This window comes from Pseudomonas rustica, from assembly GCF_049959085.1.
GTDB classification, from domain to species: Bacteria; Pseudomonadota; Gammaproteobacteria; order Pseudomonadales; family Pseudomonadaceae; genus Aquipseudomonas; species Aquipseudomonas rustica.
In genome coordinates, this window is record NZ_CP188200.1 from 1122969 (window position 1) to 1146654 (window position 23686).

At 55.6% G+C, this 23686-nt stretch carries 17 protein-coding genes; 7 read left to right on the forward strand and 10 right to left on the reverse strand.

The annotated features are described in order from the left end of the window. Positions 1-2 precede the first annotated feature (2 nt). From ACP3TY_RS05345 to ACP3TY_RS05375, 7 genes are all read right to left on the reverse strand, one after another. Positions 3-986, reverse strand: a complete 984-nt coding sequence (locus ACP3TY_RS05345; protein WP_426619376.1) for a glycosyltransferase family 2 protein — start codon at positions 984-986, stop codon at positions 3-5. Further along, the gene (locus ACP3TY_RS05350) at positions 986-1918 is read right to left on the reverse strand and encodes an NAD-dependent epimerase/dehydratase family protein (RefSeq protein WP_130900040.1); all 933 of its coding nucleotides are present in this window, start codon (positions 1916-1918) and stop codon (positions 986-988) included. Before ACP3TY_RS05350 ends, ACP3TY_RS05345 begins: the two co-directional genes overlap by 1 nt. Before the next feature lies 1 nt (position 1919). After that, positions 1920-4379, reverse strand: a complete 2460-nt coding sequence (locus ACP3TY_RS05355) for a rhamnan synthesis F family protein (RefSeq protein ID WP_426619377.1) — start codon at positions 4377-4379, stop codon at positions 1920-1922. 17 nt (positions 4380-4396) lie between these two features. Further along, entirely contained in the window at positions 4397-8452 is a 4056-nt protein-coding gene (locus tag ACP3TY_RS05360; protein WP_426619378.1) for a glycosyltransferase, read from the reverse strand. A gap of 3 nt (positions 8453-8455) precedes the next feature. After that, on the reverse strand, positions 8456-9868 hold the full coding sequence (locus ACP3TY_RS05365; RefSeq protein WP_426619379.1) for an ABC transporter ATP-binding protein: 1413 nt from the start codon (positions 9866-9868) through the stop codon (positions 8456-8458). Next, complete coding sequence (locus ACP3TY_RS05370) at positions 9858-10694, reverse strand: ABC transporter permease (protein ID WP_366300421.1); 837 nt, start codon at positions 10692-10694, stop codon at positions 9858-9860. The genes ACP3TY_RS05365 and ACP3TY_RS05370 overlap by 11 nt, the downstream gene beginning before the upstream one ends. A gap of 130 nt (positions 10695-10824) precedes the next feature. After that, positions 10825-11736 carry a glycosyltransferase family 2 protein gene (locus tag ACP3TY_RS05375; protein WP_426619380.1) on the reverse strand — a complete coding sequence of 304 codons (912 nt, stop codon included), beginning with the start codon at positions 11734-11736 and terminating at the stop codon, positions 10825-10827. Positions 11737-12202: 466 nt separating this feature from the next. On the opposite strand from ACP3TY_RS05375, the gene ACP3TY_RS05380 reads away from it, so the two are divergent. The 4 genes from ACP3TY_RS05380 to fabF all read left to right on the forward strand — a co-directional run bounded on the left by ACP3TY_RS05380 (position 12203) and on the right by fabF (position 16939). Then, entirely contained in the window at positions 12203-14197 is a 1995-nt protein-coding gene (locus ACP3TY_RS05380) for a polysaccharide biosynthesis protein (protein WP_426619381.1), read from the forward strand. 112 nt (positions 14198-14309) lie between these two features. Further along, entirely contained in the window at positions 14310-14636 is a 327-nt protein-coding gene (locus tag ACP3TY_RS05385; RefSeq protein WP_426619382.1) for a ComEA family DNA-binding protein, read from the forward strand. Positions 14637-14836: 200 nt separating this feature from the next. Then, positions 14837-15631: an SDR family NAD(P)-dependent oxidoreductase gene (locus ACP3TY_RS05390; protein ID WP_400751782.1), complete on the forward strand. Its 795-nt coding sequence runs from the start codon at positions 14837-14839 to the stop codon at positions 15629-15631. A gap of 33 nt (positions 15632-15664) precedes the next feature. Next, positions 15665-16939 carry a beta-ketoacyl-ACP synthase II gene (gene fabF / locus ACP3TY_RS05395; RefSeq protein ID WP_426619383.1) on the forward strand — a complete coding sequence of 425 codons (1275 nt, stop codon included), beginning with the start codon at positions 15665-15667 and terminating at the stop codon, positions 16937-16939. Here fabF and ACP3TY_RS05400 read toward each other — a convergent pair. The 3 genes from ACP3TY_RS05400 to eat form a co-directional block, all read right to left on the reverse strand. Further along, on the reverse strand, positions 16936-17493 hold the full coding sequence (locus ACP3TY_RS05400; RefSeq protein WP_426619384.1) for a TetR/AcrR family transcriptional regulator: 558 nt from the start codon (positions 17491-17493) through the stop codon (positions 16936-16938). The genes fabF and ACP3TY_RS05400 overlap by 4 nt on opposite strands. A gap of 139 nt (positions 17494-17632) precedes the next feature. Then, the gene (locus ACP3TY_RS05405; protein ID WP_080896048.1) at positions 17633-17800 is read right to left on the reverse strand and encodes a DUF2897 family protein; all 168 of its coding nucleotides are present in this window, start codon (positions 17798-17800) and stop codon (positions 17633-17635) included. Between the two features lie 222 nt (positions 17801-18022). After that, positions 18023-19387 carry an ethanolamine permease gene (eat, locus tag ACP3TY_RS05410; protein WP_053122419.1) on the reverse strand — a complete coding sequence of 455 codons (1365 nt, stop codon included), beginning with the start codon at positions 19385-19387 and terminating at the stop codon, positions 18023-18025. Between the two features lie 416 nt (positions 19388-19803). Between eat and kdpF the strand changes: the two genes are divergently transcribed. The 3 genes from kdpF to kdpB are packed head-to-tail and all read left to right on the forward strand — an operon-like array spanning position 19804 to position 23664. Beyond that, positions 19804-19893, forward strand: a complete 90-nt coding sequence (gene kdpF, locus ACP3TY_RS05415; protein WP_007899818.1) for a K(+)-transporting ATPase subunit F — start codon at positions 19804-19806, stop codon at positions 19891-19893. A gap of 8 nt (positions 19894-19901) precedes the next feature. Beyond that, positions 19902-21596 (forward strand): potassium-transporting ATPase subunit KdpA, encoded by a 1695-nt coding sequence (gene kdpA, locus ACP3TY_RS05420; protein ID WP_426619385.1) that lies wholly within the window; start codon positions 19902-19904, stop codon positions 21594-21596. Positions 21597-21606: 10 nt separating this feature from the next. Further along, on the forward strand, positions 21607-23664 hold the full coding sequence (gene kdpB / locus ACP3TY_RS05425; RefSeq protein ID WP_426619386.1) for a potassium-transporting ATPase subunit KdpB: 2058 nt from the start codon (positions 21607-21609) through the stop codon (positions 23662-23664). The last annotated feature ends 22 nt before the right edge of the window (positions 23665-23686 follow it).

Here is a 23686-nt window from a genome sequence, read left to right on the forward strand (position 1 = left end):
GTTTAACGTTTCACCTGTTTAAGTTTCTTGTCACGCGAGCAAAACGCAATGAGCGCTGGAGACTGAAATCCTGCGTGCACGCCTAACCAACTACCGGAAACCCGCATGAGGTTGTCGACTGGCATTCGAAGTGCCGGCATTAGCAACTTCCAACCCTCTTTGGACAGATTCTGGCGCACTGAGCGAAAATCACGCAGGGTCAGCCCAACCCAGCTTCTCAGCAGTACCAGCAAAGACGTTGATTGGTCATAGTGAAAGAGTTCATTCAGCGCCATGCTTTCATCGAAGCTTCGCTGAAATCGCTCCCATAAACCGTAGTTATGGGAGTGATACACGACAGCGTCGTGGCTGTAGGACTTTTTATAACCCGCTTCGATAATGATACGAGCCCAGGCCTGGTCTTCGGAAAAGTCGACTTCCGGATAAGGATGCTGCTCCCAGATCGAACGGCGCAGCAGTGCGTTGTTATCCGAGAAAAAATACAGAAACTGGCGATAGCCATTGTCAGTTCGATATCGATCCTGATCGTCGAGTTGCACCTTGGGCTGTGCCTGAAATCCAGAGAAGTGCTGCACCAATTCGTCACGGGTGAAGAGCGAGGCGTCGTCATAGGCAATGTGCCTGCCGAAGACTCCAGCGACCTGCTCATCCGCCTCGATTTCACGAACCAGGCAGCGCAACCAATTGTCGGCCGCCGGTTGCGCGTCCTGAGTAATCATGGCGATGTACTCGCCTTTTGCGGACTGGATGGCAGTATTGCGCGTGCGTCCATGCTGGAAGTCCGTCGGCTCAACCTCCATGAGGCGAACAGTCGGGTTGGCCCTGGCAATTGCCAGGGTGTCATCCCGCGAACCGGAGTCAATGACAATGACTTCAAAGGGCCAGTCTGTCTGTTGTTCCAGAACAGCCTTTAAGACTGCCTGGAACCTGCTTCCACCGTTTTTGGTAGGAATGACCACTGACACCTTGATACCGGTGGTCTCCATTACTTGCCCATCGTTCTTTTCATCCAGGCACTCGTCAATTGCAAGCCGTCTTCCAGGCTCACTTTTGGAGTCCACTTCAGTTCTTGTGCTGCCAGGGCGTTATCCAGAACGCTAACCGGGACGTCATAAGGCCGGCCAGGAAGATATTTCTTGTCGATCGCACCGCCCACTACGGTTTCGATTCGCTCGATGAGTTCGTTGATGCTTACGCCGGTGCCAGAGCTAATGTTGAAAACGCTATGGGATCCTTCGTATTTCAGAGCAAGGGCGAACGCTTCAGCGACATCGGACACGTAGACATAGTCACGCGTAACGCTGCCATCACCCCAGATCTGGATCGAGTCGTTTTTCAAGGCACGGCTAAGGAATACGCCGACTGCACCTTGCGCGGTTTCAACGCGCTGACGTTCGCCGTATGGGTTAGTCACCCGCAGTACGGTGGCTTTGATCCCGTGCAGATGTTGGTACATCAGGATGTATTTTTCGATCGCCAGCTTGGTGATGCCGTAAGAGACCTGTGGATCGGTCGGGTGTGCTTCGTCAATCGGCAAATAATTAGGCTCACCATATACGGTACCTCCGGAGGAGATAAATATGATGCGGCGTACACGTTTCTCAACCATTGCATTGAGCATCTGCAGTGTCGCGACGAGGTTGGTCTGTACGTCGTACACCGGATCGTCATTTGAGGTCTTCGGCAGCGTAGTCGATACAAGGTGCAGAACGGCGTCCATGCCATCAATGGCTTCATTGACGTCATGTTGACTCATCAGGTCGCCAGTCACCCACTCCACGACTTCTGTGGGGGCGAACTCTCTATAAGGTTCTACCCTTGGGCGCTCGAAGATGCGCAAAGAGTGGCCGTCAGCCAATAGCCGATCAGCAATTGTCGAGCCAATGAAGCCGCCGCCACCAAAGATTAGTATTTTCATGTTATCTCGTAATGCTTTTAACGTTGGTCAAGGCAATGTCGAAGCCATTGCTTTGCACGATAAACGGGAACAGGCGCTCAAGCGCGTGCAACATGCTGCCATCATAAGGCAGCGGCTCTTCAGGGTAGTCATCCCAGGTCAGTTCCAGTGCGTCCAGCGAACGAAGGCTTTCCGTCCGTGCCCAGAACATGGTGCCCACCGGGAAAACGATGTTTTCGGGCAGTGGCTTCAAGTCCAGGCGTTCCTGGAAGGCCTCGGCGAACACGCGGTTCTTGCCCCAGCAGACGATATGGGGATCATCAGCAAACACCATGCCCGTGCCTGGAGTGCTTAGCAATCTCGACGTAATGACATCTGCCATCGGACTGCTGCGTCCCAAAAGATTTTCAATCAGGAAATCGTACCAGACAGAGCCTACTTCCGGGTTGCTCTGATCTTTGCTCTTCTTGGTGTGCAGGTGGCCAACAATGTCGTATTCACGCAGATGACGACGATTGAACGCACTGAGGAATGGTCCGATGTCCCGTCCTTTGTTTGGCACGACCTCGATAGCCACTATGTTGCCGGAGTATCTGGAGCGCAATGCCTCAAGTTCGGCTTTGACTTGCTCGTTCGGTGCGCTCAGAAAAAGATCGGGACGCACTTTGTTGATTGCCAGACAATCAAGAATCTGCTCGAACAAGTCGGCGTAAAACACATGGACGTGCAGCGCAATGCGACCCTTTTCAATATCGGCGCTGACCGGAGAGTCAGGAGTCAATACATCATGTGCCCACGGACCCTGAGGTTTCCCTGCGCGCAGATAACAGGCCAGCGGATTCTGCCCGGCAACGTAGTCAGGAGATTGTTCGGCGAAAACCGCAGGGTGGAAACCTGGAAACAGTCTGCGCTCCTTGATGTTACTTGCCCACGAGCGGCCATGCATGCGCAGCGTTTCGAACTCGGAAATTGTCCTGTGATAACGCGGAATGAAGTCGTCTCTGTAGACGGCGGCTTGATCGATAGTGGTGTAATCGAGTTGCTCTTGCTGCGTCTGGGCAATCGCTTCCTTCGCGATATCCTCGAGGCCATCCATATAGGTTTGCATGGCAAATCGCAGCGCCGACGCGGATTTCAACTTTTCGCCAATAGCTGTTGTGCGAGCTTCGTCCGAGAGCAATGCGACCAGTTGGCGAGCCATGTCCGGGACATGCAGGTAGCGTGCGACACAGGTCTCCCTCAGGCCGCACTCATCAAGGAAATCTACGATGCCTGTGGTTTTATCGAAGCAGAATACGGGAAGCCCCAGGCTCATTGCATCAATAGCCACGTTAGGCAGTGGGTCGAGGCGTGAGGTGATCAAGACTGCCGAAGACTCGTCGTAAACGACCTGAATAGCCGATGTTTCAGGAATAAATGTGATGTGATCCTGAAGGCCGGCACGAAGAATCTGATCCTGGAGATAGGCCGAGTACTGCACGTCACCTTCAGGGTCGTAGCCCTTGCCAACCCAAACAAAATGCAGGTCATCCATGTCACCGTTTTCGAGGACACGAGCAGCGCAATCGATGAACAGATCCACACCTTTGCGCAGTTGAATCAAACCTGCGCCGAGGACGATCCGCTTGTTACCCTTCTTAAGGGTTCTGAAAATTGTTCTGAGTTGTGCCTCTTCATGCGCAACAACGTTTTTGTCGACGTCGGCGAAGGTAACGTCGCAGCGACCCTGGGGCAGAATATGAACCGGATACTCTGCGAGGTTCGGGAAGTCCCTGATTGCGCTCTGATGGATCACGGTAGAGGAAAACACGGTTCGTGTTGACCAGAACATGCTTTCCATAAAGGCTGTTTTAGGGCGAGTGTAGGCAGAAAACTCGTGCAGCAGGCTGATCGTCGGCACGAAGTTGGCCGCCAGTCCTTTTAGAACCACGCGCGATTCAATGCTGTTGATCAGTGCAAATTTTATGGTGTGCAAGCTGCATATTTTATCGATCAGCACGCGAGCATGATCTGGATTGAAGCGCATGCCGGCCGAGTCAATGAAAACGGCGCCGGAGTTCTTGAACTCTTCCGTCAACTCACCGCCACCCAGCACCATTGCGATAACGTTGTAGCGTTGTTTGAGCCGCATGATGAGATTGAGGCTCAGAATCGGTGCGCCGGTTCTCGAGGCTTCATGGCTTACAACGATCACGGTTTCCCGATTCGGGTCGAGCGGCGCAAGTTCAAAGCTGCTTTGACTCAATACCGGAGAATGCCCGATGCGACCTTCTCGGCGACCATGAAATACATAGTGGCTGAACGGGTCGGTACCGGAATTTTTGATATCCGGATATTGGTTCAGGTAGAAAACCGGGTCGAAGCCCAAGGCGTCACCCTTGGCCTTGATATAGGCTCTTGCATAGAGGCGTTGAGCAATCCCTAGTGCCAATTGCTTTATTTGGCGGCCTTTATTGCGCATCTTGTTCTTCAACTCGTTCATTCCATGACAGCATTAAGTTAGTAAGTGACGCCGGTGACGACTGTTGTGTTAATACGCATTTTTCGGCTGATACACGCGAGCGGCAACATTTGCGCCAGAATTCGATCTTCAACCGCATCAGGCAAGTGCATTTCCTTGACCGCCACCTTTAGCTGCGGGAGCGAGTTCACCAAAGGCGATATGACCGCCGGAACGGTCCAGAATACGCCATTTACAGGGTAAGCCAGATGCTTGTGTTGGGCGGGAGCCAAACTCGCTGCCTTGCACAAATGATCGAGTTGCTCGAAATCTTGCGACAAATATCCGATATTCGGATCTTCAGGGAAAACCAGACCCAGAGCGCTCACAGTGTCCTGCTCGGTCAACTGACAAGCAATTGTCCGCAGCGCCAAGTGTTCGCCGTCGATCATGTTTTCGATCAAGAAGCGATGATAAGCGCTTTGAGTCGTAAATTCCGCATCAATAGGTTCGGCTTGCAGATCGAGGTGGCCGATCAGGTCAAAAGTTTGATAGTCAATGCTCGCCAAATGACCCAGCAATGACGAGAGAGGGCCTCTGTCGCAAACTTTGATATCAAGCGGCTGCTCACTATGGTTGCTTGCAATATCGCCAAACGCCAGCCGGCTGGCTTCGTCATTGACCTGCACAATCACGCTAACGTTTATCCCGCACACGGTGATCTGATCGAGGGCGCTCAGTAGTTGCTCAGGCTGCGAAACGCTGACAAACAAAAGTGCTTTGATTGCGTCTGTAGGGGTGTGGGTTTTTTTCCAGTCAAACCGGTCAGAAAGCCAAGGTCCCAGCGGTCGGCCCATCCGGATGTAATGGGCCAGCGGATCATGCTGTCCCACGGCCTGGGAGTTGAGCTCCTTATAGAGAGCTGGATCAAAGCCCGGGAAAGGTTTACGACGCAATACGCCGCGGCTCCACGAGCGCACGTAGCGACGTATTGCCGAGGCCTCATCTTCCAGGGTGATATTTGCAGGGGTGTAGAAGTCTACGTCCAGTACACCGGCCTCTGCGATAGTTGCACAATCGTTCTTTTCGAATTGGCCCGCAGTGTTCAGATCCGTCGCAATGTTGACGAGTTTTTCAACATAGCTGGCCATGTTGAACTCGCGTGCGGCAACGGCTTTCACTTGCTCGCCAACGCTCAGACGCGTGCTGTGCGAGGATGCCAGGCGAATGATTTTCTCCGCCATGTTGCCAGTGTCCAGATACGGTGCAATGCAATCTGGCGCCAGGCCGTTGCGTTCGAGGACGTCAGCAATCCCTGTTGTACGGTCAAAGCAAAGAACCGGGAGGCCGCGTACCATTGCGTCAATGGCAACGTTCGGCAAGGGGTCAAGGCGCGAGCTGAGCAGCAACATATCGCTCATGGCGTAAACTTCTTCGATTTGCGCAGTTTCCGAGATGATTGTGAACTGCTCGGCAATTCCGCTGCGCTTGATCTGATCGTACAAATAGACCGAGTAGGCAATATCCGTTTCCGGGTCGTAATTGTCGCCAATCCAGATGAAACGGCACTTGTGACCGATCGGAGAGTTGATCACTCGAGTGGCGCATTCGATAAAGATGTCTACGCCCTTGCGCAGCTGCACGCGACCGGCACCGAGAATAATGATGGTGTCCGCATCTTGATCTTTCGGGCGCATCTCGTGCTGAAGGCGCATTTTTTCGGCGTTGGCCTGAGCCTCATCCTGCGCTTCTCCTGGCACGGTACTTTTACCCTGAGCCAGAACGGGAATGCTGCAGTCGTTGAGTTGCGGCAGCACTTGCACCGCGCTGTCCAGCGTGACATCCGAGGAGAACACCGTCTGGCTCGCCCAGAGCAGTGCATTCTGAATTGCCGAGCGGGGCCGGGTATACACCGCAAATTCATGAATGAGGCTGACAGCAGGTATATAGCGGTCGGCCAACGGTTTGAGTGCGAGATTGGACTCAAGGCTGTTGACGATCGCGAAATCGATTTTGTACGTATCGAGGAATTCGGCGATGGCCAGCGATGCGCCGATGGGGTTATTGCGATCCAGCGGGCCTGCGACGACGGCTCCGATATCAACGAACGCATCGAACAATGAGCCAGGGCCCAACAACAGAGCAACGACATTGAAATGCTCTGTCAACTGCTGCGCTATGTTCAGACTAAGGATCGGCGCTCCTGTACGCGACGCTTCATGACTGACCAACAATGCAGTCTGCTTACCGCTGCGTTGCAATTCTTCAAGGGAGCAGTTCAGCGTCACTTTCGGAATTGTCCCGATGCGACCTTCATGCTGACCATGCATGAAGAAATGCTGGCGCGGATCCATGCCGCAATTCGCGATGTCAGGGTACATCGTGAGATAGAAGGCCTCATCAAACTCGACTTCGACAATCGAAGTGGCAACTTCGCACGCTGCCGCAGAACGAATGTCATCCGTTGCAACTGCTTCGGTTGCAGGCTCCAACTCGACGACGTCGACCTGTGGCGAATGGACGGGCACCACCGCAGGTACTGGAGGATCCTGTTCAGCCAGTGGCTGGCGACCTTCACGCAATCCTGCGCCAAGATAATGTTCGCGTGCAGTCATGCCGGCGGCTACTACGTCCGGGTAGCTGCTCATGTAGAACTGATCGTCAAACTCACGACCATTGCTCAATATGATCGCTGGTTTGTTTTTATAACCTGGTATGAGGCGTAACGATCTCCAGGACTTCGACAAAAAGTAAGTTGCCCAGGAGTTGGTCAGTGCGTCTATCTTCTCGCCTGCAGTTACAAGGCTGCCTTGAGTGGAGGCCAAGGCGAATGACAATTGACTGATTTGTTGATCAAGTGACTGTCTTTGAGACGCTGCTCGCTCAAGTGCAGACTGATGTTCAGCAATGGTCGACTTCAGTACGGTATTGCGCGCGGTCTGCTCGGCCAGTGATTTTTCAAGAGCCGAGTTTTGAGCGGCCTGCTGGGCAACAAACTTTTCATACGCTGCGTTTTCGGCGGCCTGCCTCACTCGCGCGGCGGCAAGCTCAATATAGCGAGAGGTTTGCTCAAGCTGAAGCGTAGTGAAGCGCGCACGCTGTTCCTCTTCAGACAATTTGAGTTTTATATAAAGAGGTTGTTGACTCTGTGCGGCCTGATGCTCTTCATTGAGGTGATTGATGTGCTTGTTGAGCGCTTCAATCTGACGATCTCGGGTAATGATGCCTTCGTTGGCCGCAACGGTAGCGGATTCCGCTTGAGAAAGAAGTTGCAGCATTGGCAGCAGTCGGCGCAACGCCGACAGCAGTGGTTCGAGCCTTTGGTCAAATTCATGACTGTTGATATTCAGTTCATCAAGTGCGCACTCGAGCAGCAATTTGTAGGTAGGCGCAAGAAATGGCGGGTCAATGTCATTTTTGAACAACTCGTCATCGTTGTGTTGGCCGTGCCGTAATCCCTTGTCGAGGAATTGTTCAGCATAGATTTCAAGTTGTTCCTGCGTTGGCGCATCCAGTTCAAGTGCGGCGGATATCCGCCGTAGTTGTTCGTTAGGCGTGCTCAACAGGTTGTCGTAGCTCACCACCAACCGCTTATCCGATTGGGTATTGGCTACCGCCTGCAGCATATGCTCCAGCCAAAGCACATAGGATTTAACGGGGGCAGTCTGGTTGCGGGCAGTCAAAGACGCCGCGACATTCAGCGGATTGCGCAAGGCGATGACATAGCCGACTTCGAATCCGAGCTCATCCAGAAGTTTTTTCCAGAAGGGCAGCAGTCGGGTAATGCGCGGATCTTTCATGCCCCATATCGAAGTGGACGCGGTCTTTTGCCGGACCAGTTCCTTGGCGGTTTCATAGAGGCGGGGGAATTCAGGCAGAGCGAACACATTGGCGTCGATGACGCCAACATGATCGTGCGCCGAGCCCAGCAGGCTGAGAATTTCATTGTTAATGGCAATGACGTCGCTGTCTTCCCAGAAACCGGTAGGGTTGTCCGGCCCCGCAGGATGAAGTTCATCGCCCAGGCTAACGCCGAGTGCGCTGAGGCCACGGGTCAAGGCGCTGGTACCGCTGCGGTGCATGCCCAGGACAATGATGATTTTCTTGGTATTCATAACTCAAATGCCTTCAGAAAATTTCAGCGTTGGCACGCATTGGAAGTCGACAATACTGGTAGCCAGGCAATCAGATTCGGTGATGACGCGGAAAGCTGCGATATCCAGCGCACGGTGCAGGAATGTCTCCACTTGATCGGAAATGCCAGTAACACCCGCATTCAGAAAGTACATGCCAGGTGTCAGGTTGCAGGAAAACTGAAACTGAACCTGCACGCTGCTGCCTGCTTCCACCCACTCCACTGCGTCTGCGACTGAAGGCGCGGAAATAGCACCACCGAGTTCAGCACCGCTCACTGTTTTAATCAGCATGCCGAAGCGCACACGCTCGGCGACCGTGGCAAAGTCGACGTGGTAACGATAAAAGTAGCTGCGGCCACGAACCAGATTGTTGACCTTGATGTTGGACTGGGTATAGATCCCGGCGTCGCGAATCCGCGCGCCTTTGTCCTCATACTCAATGGTGCTGTTGGGTTTGAGGTCTGGGTCGAAGCTCTCTTCGATGTCATGTTCGAGCTGGAGAAGTTCCGGCGCCTCGGCATCCGGGTCCACGCCCGTGGGCGCTTGCCCCAAGAGGATCTGCTGACGAATGATTGCTCGGCGATCGGCAGCCGCGTAGAGCATTTTCTGATAATTGCCCACGACCTGTTTAGGTGCGCCTTGGGTCAGCATGTCGCCGCAATCGAGCAGGATGGCCCGGTCACAGAGTTCGACAATTGCGCTACCAGCGTGCGAAACGAACAGGATCGTTGCACCTTTTTGACGTATCGCTTCAATTCTCGAAAAGCACTTGCGCTGAAACAACTCGTCGCCGACGGAGAGCGCTTCGTCGACGATCAGGATTTCGGGGTCAGCGTTGATCGCGACCGCAAATGCCAGACGGACGGCCATGCCGCTCGAATACGATTTGACCTGTTGATCAATGAAATCACCAATGTCGGCAAACGCTTCGATTTCCGCAAAACGATCATCAATTTCCTGACGGCTCAGACCCAATATGGAACCGTTCAGGTAGATGTTTTCTCTGCCGGTAAAGTCCGGGTTGAACCCTGAGCCGAGTTCCAGGAGTGCCGCGATTCGGCCGTTGACCTGTACCGAACCTTCAGACGCCGACAGGGTTCCGCAGATAATCTGCAATAGCGTCGACTTGCCTGAGCCGTTTTTGCCAATGATGCCGACTGTCTCTCCACGAGAGACTTCAAAGTTGATGTTCTTTAAAGCCCAAAACTCTCGATAGTATTTGACGTCGGCGTTTGTGATCTTGCTCTTGATGGGCGCCAACATGAGCTGTTGCAGACGCTGACGAGGCCGATCATAGATATGAAAGCACTTGCTCAGGTTTTCGACACGGATAGCGAGTGTCGAAGGCGGGGCCAGTAATGCAGATTGATCTGCAGTAATCATTTCAGAGGACATCTGCAAAACCCGATCTTGTTTTCTGGAACCACGCATACCCGGCCGCGGCAATGAATACGGATACGATCAAATACGTTCCCAAGCCCATGAAGTCAGGGATTCTTCCCCAAATGATGACTTCTCTCATTTGCTCGATTATGAACGTCAGAGGATTGAGCAGAATAAGACCCCGATATTGCTCTGGCAGGGAACTCAGCGGGAAAAACACCGGAGAGAGGAACAGCATGATGGTGGTGATGATACCGGTGGTCTGTCCCACGTCCTGCAGGTAGACACCGAGAGACGCGAGAATCCACGCCAGACCCAGGGTCAATACAATCAGCGGTAGCATCACGACCGGTACCAATAAAATGGTGAGGTGAGGAATGCCCTGAAATATGGTGTAGGCAAGAATCAGCACGGAAAGGCTGATCAGACCGTGAAACAGTGCTCCACCCATCGTAATGACCGGAAGCACTTCCAGCGGGAAAACAACTTTCTTTACGTAGTTGACATTGCTCAGAACGATGCTGGGTGAGCGGTTGATGACCTCAGCGAACACAGCATGCACGATCAAGCCGGTAAAAAGCATGATTGCAAACATGGTTTTGCTTTCTTCGGTACCGGCGGGAGTGATACCCCAGCGCGACTTGAATACCACGGAGAAAACAAAGGTGTAGACGCTCAACATCATTAGCGGATTGAGAAATGACCAAAGCAGGCCCAGTACCGAGCCTCGATAGCGGCCAATAACTTCACGCTTGGTCATCTGAAAAATCAGATGGCGATGCAATATCAAGTTTTTGGTCAGCCCGTACAGGCTGAATGTCTTTTGCGGAACACTCATTAAAATATCCAGACAAATGAAAGTGATAAGGCGAAGGTGTCGTTGCAGGCCGGCGTCAAAATCGTCCTGCGCAAGAATGGGTGGTCTTGACCGCTTGGGGGCGCATTCTCCCAGACGAGGGAGCGCATCACTAGATCCTTTTGATCAGAACAGCGAGCGCCAGACCCAAATTGCCAAACAGAGTCTGTCGATAGAAGCGTCCAAGCACCATGAGTCTGGCTCTTGTGAAGAGCGAGGCTCGGCGAGCCTGTTCGAAGCGTTCAAGGCTCGCGACACTGGCAGGTGCCAGCAGGGATGAGAGTGTATTGAGCGCAGCGACGTTCGTAGAGTTCCATTCGCTGAGATTGCCTTTGAACATGCGTTCAAGACGAGACAGGCGATTTTTCATCGATGTGTTAGCGCCAATCACGTTGTGGCTGTGTTGGCGATAGTCAAGTGTGGGCACGGGATCGTAGTGCACCCGCCCAGCGCAGCCGGACACCAGCAAATAGGCCCACCAGTCATGGCACACCAGCGGAGTGTTGATCGGCGTTTCATTTAAAAGGGCGCAGGCAGCCTGGTTGATTACCATCGTATTGCCACCGGCGAGATTTTGCATCAATGCATTCTCGAAGCTCGGGCGTTTACTGAACAGTGGCGATAAGCCAATGACCTCGGCGTTGGCATTTATGATCCGTGTACGCCCGCAGTACAACGAAGGCAGATCGCCAGGTTGCTTCGCCAGCCATTTCACAGCGACTTGTAACTTGGATGGATGCCACACGTCGTCCTGATCGCAAAAGGCGTAGTACGGATGCTTGCCACACGCTCGATTGAGGACAGACAGAAAGTTGTTGGAAAAGCCGCTTCTCGGCCCTTGGCTCAATACCAGGCGATCTTCACCCCAGGCTTGTTGATACTGCCGCAAAATGTCGAGCGTTTCGTCTGATGAGCCATCGTCTGAGGCATAAACGACCCAGCTCGAGTGCGCCTGGGCCGCGATCGAGTCGAGCTGATCCTTGAGAAAGCGGCCACCATTGAAGGAACATAGCAATACAGCCACGCTCTCAGCGCTTGTTACCGAGCTGTTTAAAGGTACAGCGGCAACCGGGCGTGATAGGTTTGGCACAAGTTCTGACGCTCTTTCCATGATGGCGAATTTGGTAGTTACAGCGCATTGAGCGCGCTAGTTTACCGGGTTTATCAATGTTTTACACGACGCCCACTCGTCGAAAAATCCGCCCTGTCGGGATGACGATCAATTCTCGTTTTCTCTCACAGTCATGGCAGGGTTGACTCGTTGGTCAAGCTCAATTCAGCTTGTGTTTTACTATTTGATCTGCACACTTGGGTATTTCCAACGGTGTGACATGATGTGCGGTAGCGAATCAATCGTTACCTGGCATGTCGAAGGCTTAGAACTCACGGGCGACATTCCATTCAGGGAGGTAGAGGTGTGTTTCGCTTGTTGATTTTCAAGCCGCTGATGCTGAAGGTGAAAGGAGAAAACCCAGGTGAGTGAGGGAAGTATGGATAAAGTCAGGACATTGCTGTTAGGCCTCCCGAGACGGCGCAAACGCCTGATTCAGGTTGCCACGGATATCTTGCTTGTCTGGATTGCCCTATGGCTGGCCTTTATCGTTCGATTGGGCATCGACGATATGTACAACCCCTTCAAAATCCACCTTTGGCTCTTTGCCTCTGCGCCCGTCATCGCCATACCTTTGTTCGTACGATTCGGTATGTATCGCGCGGTCATGCGGTATTTTGGCAACGATGCACTTATCGCTATTATCAAGGCTGTCAGCCTTTCATCACTGATCCTGGCGCTCGTGGTGTTTTGGTATAGCAATCACGAGTCCGTTGTACCTCGTTCAATCATTTTCAACTATTGGTGGTTAAGTCTGGTCATCATTGGTGGTCTGCGTTTATGCATGCGCCAATATTTCATGGGCGACTGGTTTACTGCCGCTCAGCATGTTCCATTCACCAGTCGCGACGATGGTTTGACCAAGGTTGCCATCTATGGCGCCGGGGTGGCGGGCAATCAATTGGTGGCGGCGCTTCGCATGGGGCGGGTCATGCGTCCTGTGGCATTTATTGATGACGATCCGAGTATTTCGGATCGATCCATCTCGGGATTGCAGGTCTACAAACCCAAGCATATTCAACAAATGATCGATGTGACGGGGGCCCAGGAAATTCTCCTCGCGTTACCGTCTTCGACACGCGCTCGTCGCCGAGAAATTCTTCATCTTCTGGAGGGCTTTCCCCTCCATATTCGCAGTGTGCCCAATGTTACCGATCTGGCCAGCGGACGGGTGAAAGTTGAAGATATTCAAGAAGTGGATATCGCCGACTTGCTGGGACGTGATGCCGTCCCTGCCCAGGCTGATCTGCTTGAACGGTGTATTAAGGGCAAAACGGTCATGGTCACTGGCGCGGGTGGTTCGATCGGTTCGGAACTATGCCGACAGATATTTGCATTGGGGCCGACCACACTGATTCTGTTCGAACACAGTGAGTTCAATCTCTACAGCATTCTGTCGGAGCTGGAACAGCGAGGATCCCGTCTATCTGCGCCTGTGCGCCTGTTACCCATTCTCGGTTCGATCCGCCATTCAGCCAAGCTTCTGGATGTGATGAAAACCTGGAAGGTTGAAACCGTCTACCACGCGGCCGCCTATAAACATGTGCCGATGGTCGAACACAATATTGCTGAAGGCGTGCTCAATAATGTCATTGGCACGTTGAATACCGCTCAGGCAGCCCTGCAATCAGGTGTCTCGAATTTTGTTTTGATTTCTACCGACAAAGCGGTGCGGCCAACCAATGTCATGGGCAGTACCAAACGGCTTGCCGAATTGACATTGCAGGCCTTGAGCAACGAACTGGCCCCGGTACTGTTCGGAGACGCGGCCAATATATCGCGGGTCAATAAAACCCGTTTCACCATGGTGCGTTTTGGCAATGTGTTGGGTTCCTCCGGCTCGGTCATTCCGTTGTTCCACAGTCAGATCAAGTCTGGTGGTCCACTGACAGTTACACACCCGAAAATCACTCGTTACTTCATGACCATTCCAGAGGCCGCGCAACTGGTTATTCAAGCCGGTTCAATGGGGCAGGGTGGCGACGTCTTCGTGCTGGACATGGGTGAGCCGGTAAAAATCGTCGAGCTCGCGGAGAAAATGATTCATTTGTCCGGGTTGAGCATCCGTTCGGAGCGCAATCCCCAAGGCGATTTGTCCATTGAATTCACCGGCTTGCGCCCGGGTGAGAAGCTCTATGAAGAACTCCTGATTGGCGATAACGTCGCAGCGACCTCGCACCCGATGATCATGACAGCCAGCGAAGATCATTTGCCTTGGGATGTTTTGAAGGGACGCTTGAACGAGCTGCTGGTTGCGGTCGAGAAGGATGACTACGCGCGCGTGCGCCAGCTCTTGCGGGAAACCGTGAGCGGCTATACTCCCGATGGCGAGATCGTCGACTGGATCTACCAGCAACGCCGTCTCGAGCCCTGATTGTTTCACATCCAGTAACGTACACACTTTTGACTTGTGCCCTCCATGGCCTACGTTTGAAGAGCAGCTTGGGAAAAGCTGCTTCTCAATTCGATGACATGGAGCTTCAACTATGCGTACCGGTTACTTTTATTCTCTGATTTTTGCACTGTTTACCAGCGTCTCGATCGCCGCAGTTGCTGCCCCTACAGAGTCTTCAATAGCGCCTCATGCAGTTGAGGCGTCAGCATCGGCAGAGCATTCAAAACTCGATCTCAATGACGCTGATGCGGCGACCCTGCAGAAGGAACTGGCGGGTATCGGGGCAGCCAAGGCTCAAGCAATTGTTGCGTATCGTGAAACAAATGGCCCGTTCGCATCGGTGGATGAATTGCTGGAAGTGAAGGGCATCGGCAAGGCGATCCTTGATCGCAACCGTGAAAAGCTGGAAGTGAACTAAGCTGATTGTTCAACGCCAAGGGGCCGGTCATTGACCGGCCTTTCTGTTTTCTGGCGGGCAGATCCAGCAGGGGATTTCGCGAGCGTTCGTCGGACAGCTAAAAATTACGGCTATCATATTGCGTTTAAATTATGCCTATAATAATTTCACGATCAATGATCGAAACCCATTTTCCCTTTGTGAATTTCAGGAGCACCGTCATGAATGCTGTTAAGCCCCAAGGTACCGCTCTCGTCACCGGCGCATCGTCCGGCATTGGTGCGATTTACGCAGAAAGGTTGGCTACCCGCGGGTTCGATTTGCTGCTGGTGGCGCGTGACAAGGAGCGTCTGGAAACCACCGCGAGTCATTTGCGCGAGGCTCACGGCATTCAGGTTGAAGTGCTCAAAGCGGATCTGACGCAAAAGGATGATGTGCTCAAACTCGAGCAACGCCTGCGCAGCGACTCAAGCATCAGCCTGTTGGTGAACAATGCCGGGGTTGCCGCTGATGGTCTGTTGGCCAATGCCGATATGGATAAGCTCGAGCGTCTGATTCAGCTTAACGTCACCACAGTGACTCGTTTGGCTTCGGCTGCGGCAGCGAGTTTTGCCAAAGCCGGACGCGGCACGATTATTAATATCGCCTCGGTAGTGGCGCTGTTCCCCGAGCGTTTCAACGCCACGTACAGTGCGAGCAAGGCTTATGTTTTGAGCCTGACTCAATCGCTGCATGCTGAACTCGACGGCACGGGCGTCAAGATTCAAGCCGTGCTGCCTGGCGTGACCCGCACCGAAATCTGGGAACGCTCCGGCATCGATGCCAGTGGCATTCCTGCAGAAATGGTCATGGAAGCGGGCGAGATGGTCGATGCTGCGTTGGCGGGCCTGGATCAGGGCGAGTTAATCACCATTCCATCCTTGCCTGATGCGGGCGAGTGGCAAGCGTTTGTTGCGGCCCGGCATGTCATGGCGCCGAACCTGTCCCGCAGTGCTGCGGCCAGTCGTTATAAGTAAGTCCCTTGCAAGTTGGTCAGAGGAAAGCGCGGTATGAATCAGCGTCGAATTGTAGTTACCGGGATGGGTCTGGTTTCGCCTTTGGGCAGTGATGTCGAAGTCGTTTGGCAGCGGTTACTGGGCGCGCGATCTGGTTTGCGCACTCTACCGGAAGCGGTGAGCGCTGATTTGCCCACCCGCGTCGGCGGCATAGTGCCAACGCTGCCGGAGGACGCCGAAGGCGGTTTCGATCCCGATCGCGCCACGCCACCGAAAGAACAGAAGAAGATGGATCGCTTCATTCTGTTCGCCATGGAGGCGGCGCGGCAGGCGTTGGAGCAGGCAGGATGGCATCCGACCGATGCTGCGGGTCAGGAGCGTACGGCGACGATCATCGGCTCCGGCGTAGGTGGTTTCGGTGCGATCGCCGATGCAGTGCGCACCACGGACAGTCGTGGCCCGCGACGGTTGTCACCGTTCACCATTCCGTCATTTCTGGTGAATCTGGCCGCTGGTCATGTATCGATCCAGCATGGTTTGAAAGGTCCGTTGGGCGCGCCGGTAACGGCATGTGCCGCTGGCGTTCAGGCAATCGGCGATGCGGCGCGCATGATTCGTGCGGGCGAAGCGGACATTGCTGTGTGCGGCGGGGCGGAGGCGGCGATTGATCGGGTCAGCCTCGCTGGTTTTGCGGCAGCCCGAGCCCTGTCCAGCGGTTACAACGACAAGCCGGAACGTGCCTCGCGTCCATTCGACAGTGGTCGTGACGGTTTTGTGATGGGCGAGGGCGCCGGGCTGCTGGTCATTGAGTCACTGGAGCATGCGCTTGCGCGCGGGGCAAAACCGCTGGCCGAATTGGTCGGTTACGGTACCAGCGCTGACGCTTATCACCTGACTGCCGGGCCTGAAGATGGCAGCGGTGCGCGACGGGCGATGGAGCTGGCACTGGCTCAGGCCGGCATTAAAGCCTCTGATGTGCAGCATCTCAACGCCCACGCCACTTCAACGCCAGTCGGGGATCTAGGCGAGTTGGCGGCGATCAAAAGTGTGTTCGGTACAGAAAACAAAATCGCCGTGACTTCGACCAAATCGTCGACCGGACATTTGCTCGGCGCTGCGGGTGGGCTGGAGGCGATCTTCACGCTGTTGGCGATTCGTGATCAGGTGGTGCCGCCGACGCTAAATTTCGATAACCCGGATCCGGCGAGCGAAGGCGTGGACATCGTCCATGGCAAGGCACGTTCGATGCCAATCGAATATGCGCTGTCCAACGGCTTCGGCTTCGGTGGGGTCAATGCCAGCGTGTTGTTCAAACGCTGGAAAGACTAGTCCTGCTGATCTTTCAGATGCGCGCGCGTAACGCCGAGGATGCGCTGGGCCAGCTCAGGATCTTCGACGCTACGCGCGAGTACCAATGCTCCCAACAGAGTGGCCATGATCACGATGCTGCGATCAGCGGCACTCTCGCCACCGAGGGTGTTCTGCACTTGCTCGAGTCGCGCATTAAGCACAGCGTCAGTCGTAGGGCTTGGCTGTCCGCGCAAACCGAGCTCCGAAGACATGGTCGGTAACGGGCAGCCTTCGTGGGGCGAGGTGTAGTGCCATTCGGACAGGTAGCTGTCGATGAAGGCGTCCAGAGGTTGATCTTCGGAAAACAACATGGCGCAGTGCGCGTCGAGTTGTGCGCCAGCTTCTTGCAGGGCCTTCTCCACCAATTCGTCCTTGGATTTGAAGTGCGAGTAGAAGCCACCGTGGGTCAACCCCAGTGCCTTCATCAAGGGTTGCAAGCCTGTGGCGCCGATTCCGTCCTTGCGAAATCGTGCCGAGGCCTCCTTGATGATGCGCTGATGGGTCTGGGCTTTATGGTCCTGCGAGTAACGCATCTGAAACTCTCTCCGCAACAATGCCCCCATCTTAACCACACAAAATTAAATGGTGACTGTACTTCTACTTCTAAAAAGCATGCAGATAAGTCCAAAGCGTGTAAAAAACACAAACCCCGCCGATTGGGCGGGGTCTGGTTCAGCGGTCTTGCGCTTCTTTGGCGTCCGCTTCGGCGTTGCGTGCAGCCACGCGTTTGCGTTCTTCATCGGTCAGTTCGACCTTGTTGGCGGTGTCTCGCAACATCATCAAACCGCCAACGATCGAGCCGATTGCAACGACCAGAATCAACCAGGCATACCAGGGCATAACGGCTCTCCTTAATGGCAGATCGATCGACGAGGATTTCGCCGTGCGACGCTGCTTACCACTTTTGAGCGAAGCGACTTCGCAGTGGTTCCATTCTAGGCCCGATATCCCCGCAGCACCTTAATTCCCTGTAGGAGCTGCCGAAGGCTGCGATCTGTTGATCTTTTGTTTTTAACAAGCAAAGGCAAAAGATCGCAGCGTGCCGCAGCTCCTACATGGGACTTATTGGCCCGTGAGCATGGCGTCGGCCGGCGCATTGGCGCGCAACTGGCCGGTGAGCAGGAAGTAGCCGAAGCCCACGGCCATGAAGCCGAGGAAAATCAGCCCGATCAACGCGTTGAACCACGCCATCGCCACCAGGCACACCACTGCCAAAACCAGCGCGATCATCGGGATCAGCGGATAGCACGGCGCGCGGAAAGTGCGCTCCAGGTTTGGCTCCGATTTGCGCAGTTTGAACAGGCTGAGCATGCTCATGATGTACATGACGATCGCGCCGAACACCGCCATGGTGATCATCGCGGCGGTGAGGGTCATGCCGCCGAGATTGATCAGGCCGTCGCTGTAGATCGCCGCGATGCCAATGATGCCGCCGACAATGATCGCGCGGTGCGGTGTCTGGAAGCGCGAGAGTTTTGCCAGCGAAGCGGGCAGGTAACCGGCGCGGGCGAGGGCGAAGAACTGCCGCGAGTAGCCGAGGATGATCCCGTGGAAACTCGCCACCAGCCCGAACAAGCCAATCCAGACCAGCATGTGCAGCCAGCCCGAATTGTCGCCGACCACGGTTTTCATGGCTTGCGGCAGTGGATCGTTGATGTTGGCCAAGGTGCGCCAGTCACCGACGCCGCCGGCAAAGAACATCACGCCCATCGCCAATAAAACCAAAGTCAAAATGCCGCTGATATAGGCCTTGGGAATCGTGCGTTTCGGATCCTTGGCTTCTTCGGCGGCCATCGCCGCGCCTTCGATGGCGAGGAAAAACCAGATCGCAAACGGAATCGCCGCGAACATGCCGGCAATCGCTGGCGCACCGAATACATCGGAACCGGCCCAGCCATTCAGAGCGAAATTGCTGAAGCTGAAGGCCGGCGCGACCACGCCCATGAACACCAGCAACTCGGCAACAGCCAATACGCAGACGATCAGTTCGAACGTCGCCGCCAGTTTCACTCCGAGGATGTTCAAGCCCATAAAGACGATATACGCGCCGACCGCTGCGTGTTTCGGATCAAGTGCCGGAAACTGCACATTCAAATAAGCGCCGATGGCCAGCGCAATCGCCGGTGGCGCGAAGACGAATTCGATCAGCGTCGCCAACCCTGCGATCAGCCCACCTTTCTCACCGAAGGCTCGACGGCTGTAGGCAAACGGCCCGCCAGCATGGGGAATCGCGGTGGTCAGTTCGGTGAAGCTGAAGATAAAGCAGGTGTACATGGTCGCGACCATGAACGAAGTCACCAGAAAACCCAGCGTGCCAGCGACGCCCCAGCCGTAACTCCAGCCGAAATATTCCCCGGAAATCACCAGGCCGACGGCGATGCCCCACAGGTGCAACGTGCCCAGCGTGGGTTTGAGTTGTGTGTTCATGCGTTTGCTCCCTGAACGGTTTGGAAAGCTCGGGGGAGGGCGTGTGCAGCGGGCGTGCCATTGCGGTGAAACAAGTCGTAATAAGTTGAATGGGGTCGTATCGGGGATGGTTGCAGTGGGATAGCTGCATTTTGTGCGCCAGTTGAGTGCGATGTTGGCGGTTATGCCGTCTTCGCGAGCAGGCTCGCTCCCACAGGAGAATGCATTGTTAGGGCGAGCGCATTTCAATTTGTGGGAGCGAGCCTGCTCGCGAAGAGGCCGGCCCAGACAGCGCAAAACCCAGATGTAACGCCCGCATAAACCCACTCTTTACGCTTTCTTTATGCCCAGCCAACCCCCTCGGTCTCGTTCCTTTACAGCCTCCTTTCCGACAATCACCCCACACGCGGCAATACGCCGTAACACGGAGATCTTCCATGAGCGTTCTGGACGGGGTGTCACTGCTACTGGCAGTGGGGCTGTTCATTTATCTGTTGGTTGCGCTGTTGCGCGCGGATCGGAACTAGGAGCGGCTATGCACAGTTATGACTATTGGCTGATCCTCGGTTTTTTTGCGTTGGTCCTGCTGCCGGCGCCGTTCCTCGGGCGCTTCTACTACAAAGTGATGGAAGGTCAGCGCACCTGGCTGACGCCGGTTTTTGGCCCGGTCGAGCGCGGTTGCTATCGCATAGCCGGTGTCGATCCCGAGGCTGAACAGAGCTGGCAGAAGTACACCCTGGCGCTGCTCGCGTTCAACCTTGCCGGTTTCCTGTTGCTGTTCGCGATTCTGTTGTTCCAGGATCACTTGCCGCTGAATCCGCAGAACCTGCCGGGCCAGGAATGGACGCAGGCGTTCAACACCGCGATCAGTTTCATGACCAACACCAACTGGCAGTCCTACAGCGGCGAAGCGACCCTCAGCTACCTGAGCCAGATGGTCGGCCTCACCGTGCAGAACTTCGTCAGCGCCGCCACCGGCCTCGCCGTACTGGTCGCGCTGTGCCGTGGCATCGGTCGCAAATCGACGAAAACCCTCGGCAATTTCTGGGTCGACATGACCCGCGCCACCCTCTACGGCCTGCTGCCGCTGTGCCTGCTGCTGGCGCTGTATCTGGTCTGGCAGGGCGTGCCGCAAACCTTCGCGCAGTACGTGAATGCGGTGACGATGCAGGGCGTTGATCAAGTGATCCCGCTCGGCCCTGCGGCCAGCCAGATTGCGATCAAACAACTGGGCACCAACGGTGGCGGCTTCTTCGGCGTCAACTCGGCGCACCCGTTCGAGAACCCGACCGCGTGGAGCAACCTGTTCGAAGTCACCTCAATCATTCTGATCCCGGTGGCGCTGGTGTTCACCTTCGGTCATTACGTCAAAGACCTGCGTCAGAGCCGCGCGATCATCGCCTGCATGCTGGCGCTGTTCCTGATCGGCGGCGCGACCTCGTTGTGGGCCGAGTACCAACCGAACCCGACCCTCAACAACGCCGCCGTCGAACAGACCGCGCCGCTGGAAGGCAAGGAAGCACGTTTCGGCACCACCGCCACCGTGCTGTGGTCGGTGACCACCACGGCCGCGTCGAACGGTTCGGTCAACGGCATGCACGACAGCCTCAATCCGCTCAGCGGCATGGTCGCGCTGGTCAACATGATGGTCGGTGAAGTGATCTTCGGTGGCGTCGGTGCCGGGCTCTACGGCATGTTGCTCAACGTGCTGATCGCAGTGTTCCTCGCCGGTTTGATGATTGGTCGTACCCCGGAATACCTCGGCAAAAAACTCCAGGCGCGTGAAGTGCAATTGCTGGTGGTGACCTTGCTGGTGATGCCGGTCGGCGTGCTTGTGCTCGGTGCGATTGCCGCAGCGGTGCCCAGTGCTGCGGCGACCATCAGCAACCCCGGCCCGCACGGTTTCAGCCAGTTGCTCTACGCCTACACCTCGGCGAGTGCCAACAACGGTTCGGCATTTGGTGGCCTGAGCGCGAACACGCCGTTCCACAACTTGATGTTGGGTCTGGGCATGTTGATCGGTCGCTTCGGTTACATCCTTCCGGTGCTGGCCTTGGCCGGCAGTCTGGCGATGAAGAAAACCGCACCGATCGGCCAGAACAGCTTCCCGACCCACGGCCCGCTGTTCGTGACCCTGTTGACCGTGACCATTTTGCTGGTGGGCGGCCTGACCTTCCTGCCAACCCTGGCGCTCGGCCCAATCGCCGAACACCTGAGCATGGGCTTCTGAGGACTGAATGATGAATATGCCCGCAATCAAACCCGCTGCCGTCAAGGCGCCGGAACAAGCGAAAACCGCGATCTCGGCCCTGTGGCGGCCGGCGCTGGTGCAAGCTTTCGTCAAGCTCGACCCTCGGCAATTGAAGCGTTCGCCGGTGATGCTGGTGGTCGAACTGACCGCGATTTTCACCACCGTGCTGTGCTTCCTCCCGGATGCCGACGTGCCGACCTTCGTCGCCGCACAAATCGCTCTGTGGCTGTGGTTCACCGTGCTGTTCGCCAACTTCGCCGAGGCCTTGGCCGAAGGTCGCGGCAAGGCCCGCGCCGACAGTCTCAAGGCCGGCAGCGAAGGCCTCAGTGCGCGGCGCAAACAGGCCAATGGCAGCTTTCAGGTCGTGCCTGCGGCAAGTCTGCGCAAGGGCGATGTGGTGCGCGTCGAAGCCGGGGAAATGATCCCCGGTGACGGCGAAGTCATCGAAGGCATCGCGGCGGTCAACGAAGCGGCGATCACCGGTGAATCCGCGCCAGTGATTCGCGAGTCCGGCGGCGACCGTTCGGCCGTCACCGGCAACACGCGGCTGGTGTCCGACTGGTTGCTGGTGAAGATCACCGTCAACCCGGGCGAGTCGACCCTCGATCGCATGATCGCGTTGGTCGAAGGCGCCAAACGCCAGAAAACCCCGAACGAAGTGGCGCTGGATATTCTGCTGATCGGCCTGACGTTGATCTTCTTGCTGGTCGTGGTGACGCTGCAACCGTTCGCCCATTTCGCTAACGGCAGCTTGCCGCTGGTGTTTCTGGTGGCGCTGCTGGTCACACTGATTCCGACCACCATTGGCGGTCTGCTGTCGGCCATCGGTATTGCCGGGATGGATCGTCTGGTGCGGCTCAATGTGATCGCCAAGTCTGGCCGTGCGGTAGAAGCGGCGGGCGACGTGCACGTGCTGCTGCTCGACAAGACCGGCACCATCACTTTCGGTAACCGTCGCTGCAGCGCGGTGTATGCCGCGCCGGGTGTGAATGGTCGTGAGTTGGCCGAGGGCGCGTTGTTTGCTTCCCTGGCCGACGAAACCGCTGAAGGCAAGTCGATCGTTGAGTACCTGCGCGGTCTGCATCCGCAAGCTGAACCGGCGCCGGAAACCCTGACTGCCGTGCCGTTCAGCGCCGAGACGCGTTTATCCGGCGTCGACTATCAGGGCCGTGTGTATCGCAAAGGCGCAGTGGATTCGCTGCTGAGTTTCCTCGGTCAGAAACGCGCGGATCTGGCCCCGGCGCTGGCGCGGGAAATCGACAAGATCGCGCAGAGCGGTGGCACGCCGTTGCTGGTTTGCGCGGACGGTAAATTGCTCGGCGCGATCCACCTCAAGGACGTGGTCAAACCGGGGATTCGCGAGCGTTTTGCCGAACTGCGCAAACTCGGGATTCGCACGGTGATGGTCACCGGCGACAACCCGTTGACCGCTGCGGCGATTGCTGCTGAAGCAGGTGTCGATGACGTTCTCGCTGAGGCCACGCCGGAGAAAAAACTCGCGCGTATTCGTCACGAGCAAAACGACGGTCGTCTGGTTGCGATGTGCGGTGACGGCGCCAACGATGCTCCGGCGCTGGCCCAGGCTGACGTTGGTATGGCGATGAACGACGGCACACAAGCGGCGCGTGAAGCGGCGAACATGGTCGATCTCGACAGCGACCCAACCAAGCTGCTCGACGTGGTGCAGATCGGCAAGGAATTGCTGGTGACCCGTGGTGCGCTGACGACCTTTTCCATCGCCAACGACGTGGCCAAATACTTCGCCATTCTGCCAGCGCTGTTTGCCTCGATTTATCCGCAACTGGGGGTGCTGAACATCATGCAGTTGACCAGCCCGCAGAGCGCGATTCTCTCGGCCATCGTCTTCAACGCGCTGATTATTGTTGTGCTGATTCCGCTGGCATTGCGCGGTGTGCGCGTGCAGGCAGCGAGTGCAGCGGCGTTGTTGCGGCGCAATCTGTTGATCTATGGATTGGGCGGGATTCTGGTGCCGTTTGTGGGGATCAAGGCGATCGACATGCTGCTCACGGCGTTGCATTTGGTTTGAGGCTGGAAGAGCCCCTCACCCT

Coding starts and splice junctions, on each gene's coding strand:
- ACP3TY_RS05345 (WP_426619376.1), bottom strand. CDS start 986: ATGGAGACCACCGGTATCAAGGTGTCAGTGGTCATTCCTACCAAAAAC.
- ACP3TY_RS05350 (WP_130900040.1), bottom strand. CDS start 1,918: ATGAAAATACTAATCTTTGGTGGCGGCGGCTTCATTGGCTCGACAATT.
- ACP3TY_RS05355 (WP_426619377.1), bottom strand. CDS start 4,379: ATGAACGAGTTGAAGAACAAGATGCGCAATAAAGGCCGCCAAATAAAG.
- ACP3TY_RS05360 (WP_426619378.1), bottom strand. CDS start 8,452: ATGAATACCAAGAAAATCATCATTGTCCTGGGCATGCACCGCAGCGGT.
- ACP3TY_RS05365 (WP_426619379.1), bottom strand. CDS start 9,868: ATGTCCTCTGAAATGATTACTGCAGATCAATCTGCATTACTGGCCCCG.
- ACP3TY_RS05370 (WP_366300421.1), bottom strand. CDS start 10,694: ATGAGTGTTCCGCAAAAGACATTCAGCCTGTACGGGCTGACCAAAAAC.
- ACP3TY_RS05380 (WP_426619381.1), top strand. CDS start 12,203: ATGGATAAAGTCAGGACATTGCTGTTAGGCCTCCCGAGACGGCGCAAA.
- ACP3TY_RS05385 (WP_426619382.1), top strand. CDS start 14,310: ATGCGTACCGGTTACTTTTATTCTCTGATTTTTGCACTGTTTACCAGC.
- ACP3TY_RS05390 (WP_400751782.1), top strand. CDS start 14,837: ATGAATGCTGTTAAGCCCCAAGGTACCGCTCTCGTCACCGGCGCATCG.
- fabF (WP_426619383.1), top strand. CDS start 15,665: ATGAATCAGCGTCGAATTGTAGTTACCGGGATGGGTCTGGTTTCGCCT.
- ACP3TY_RS05400 (WP_426619384.1), bottom strand. CDS start 17,493: ATGCGTTACTCGCAGGACCATAAAGCCCAGACCCATCAGCGCATCATC.
- ACP3TY_RS05405 (WP_080896048.1), bottom strand. CDS start 17,800: ATGCCCTGGTATGCCTGGTTGATTCTGGTCGTTGCAATCGGCTCGATC.
- eat (WP_053122419.1), bottom strand. CDS start 19,387: ATGAACACACAACTCAAACCCACGCTGGGCACGTTGCACCTGTGGGGC.
- kdpF (WP_007899818.1), top strand. CDS start 19,804: ATGAGCGTTCTGGACGGGGTGTCACTGCTACTGGCAGTGGGGCTGTTC.
- kdpA (WP_426619385.1), top strand. CDS start 19,902: ATGCACAGTTATGACTATTGGCTGATCCTCGGTTTTTTTGCGTTGGTC.
- kdpB (WP_426619386.1), top strand. CDS start 21,607: ATGAATATGCCCGCAATCAAACCCGCTGCCGTCAAGGCGCCGGAACAA.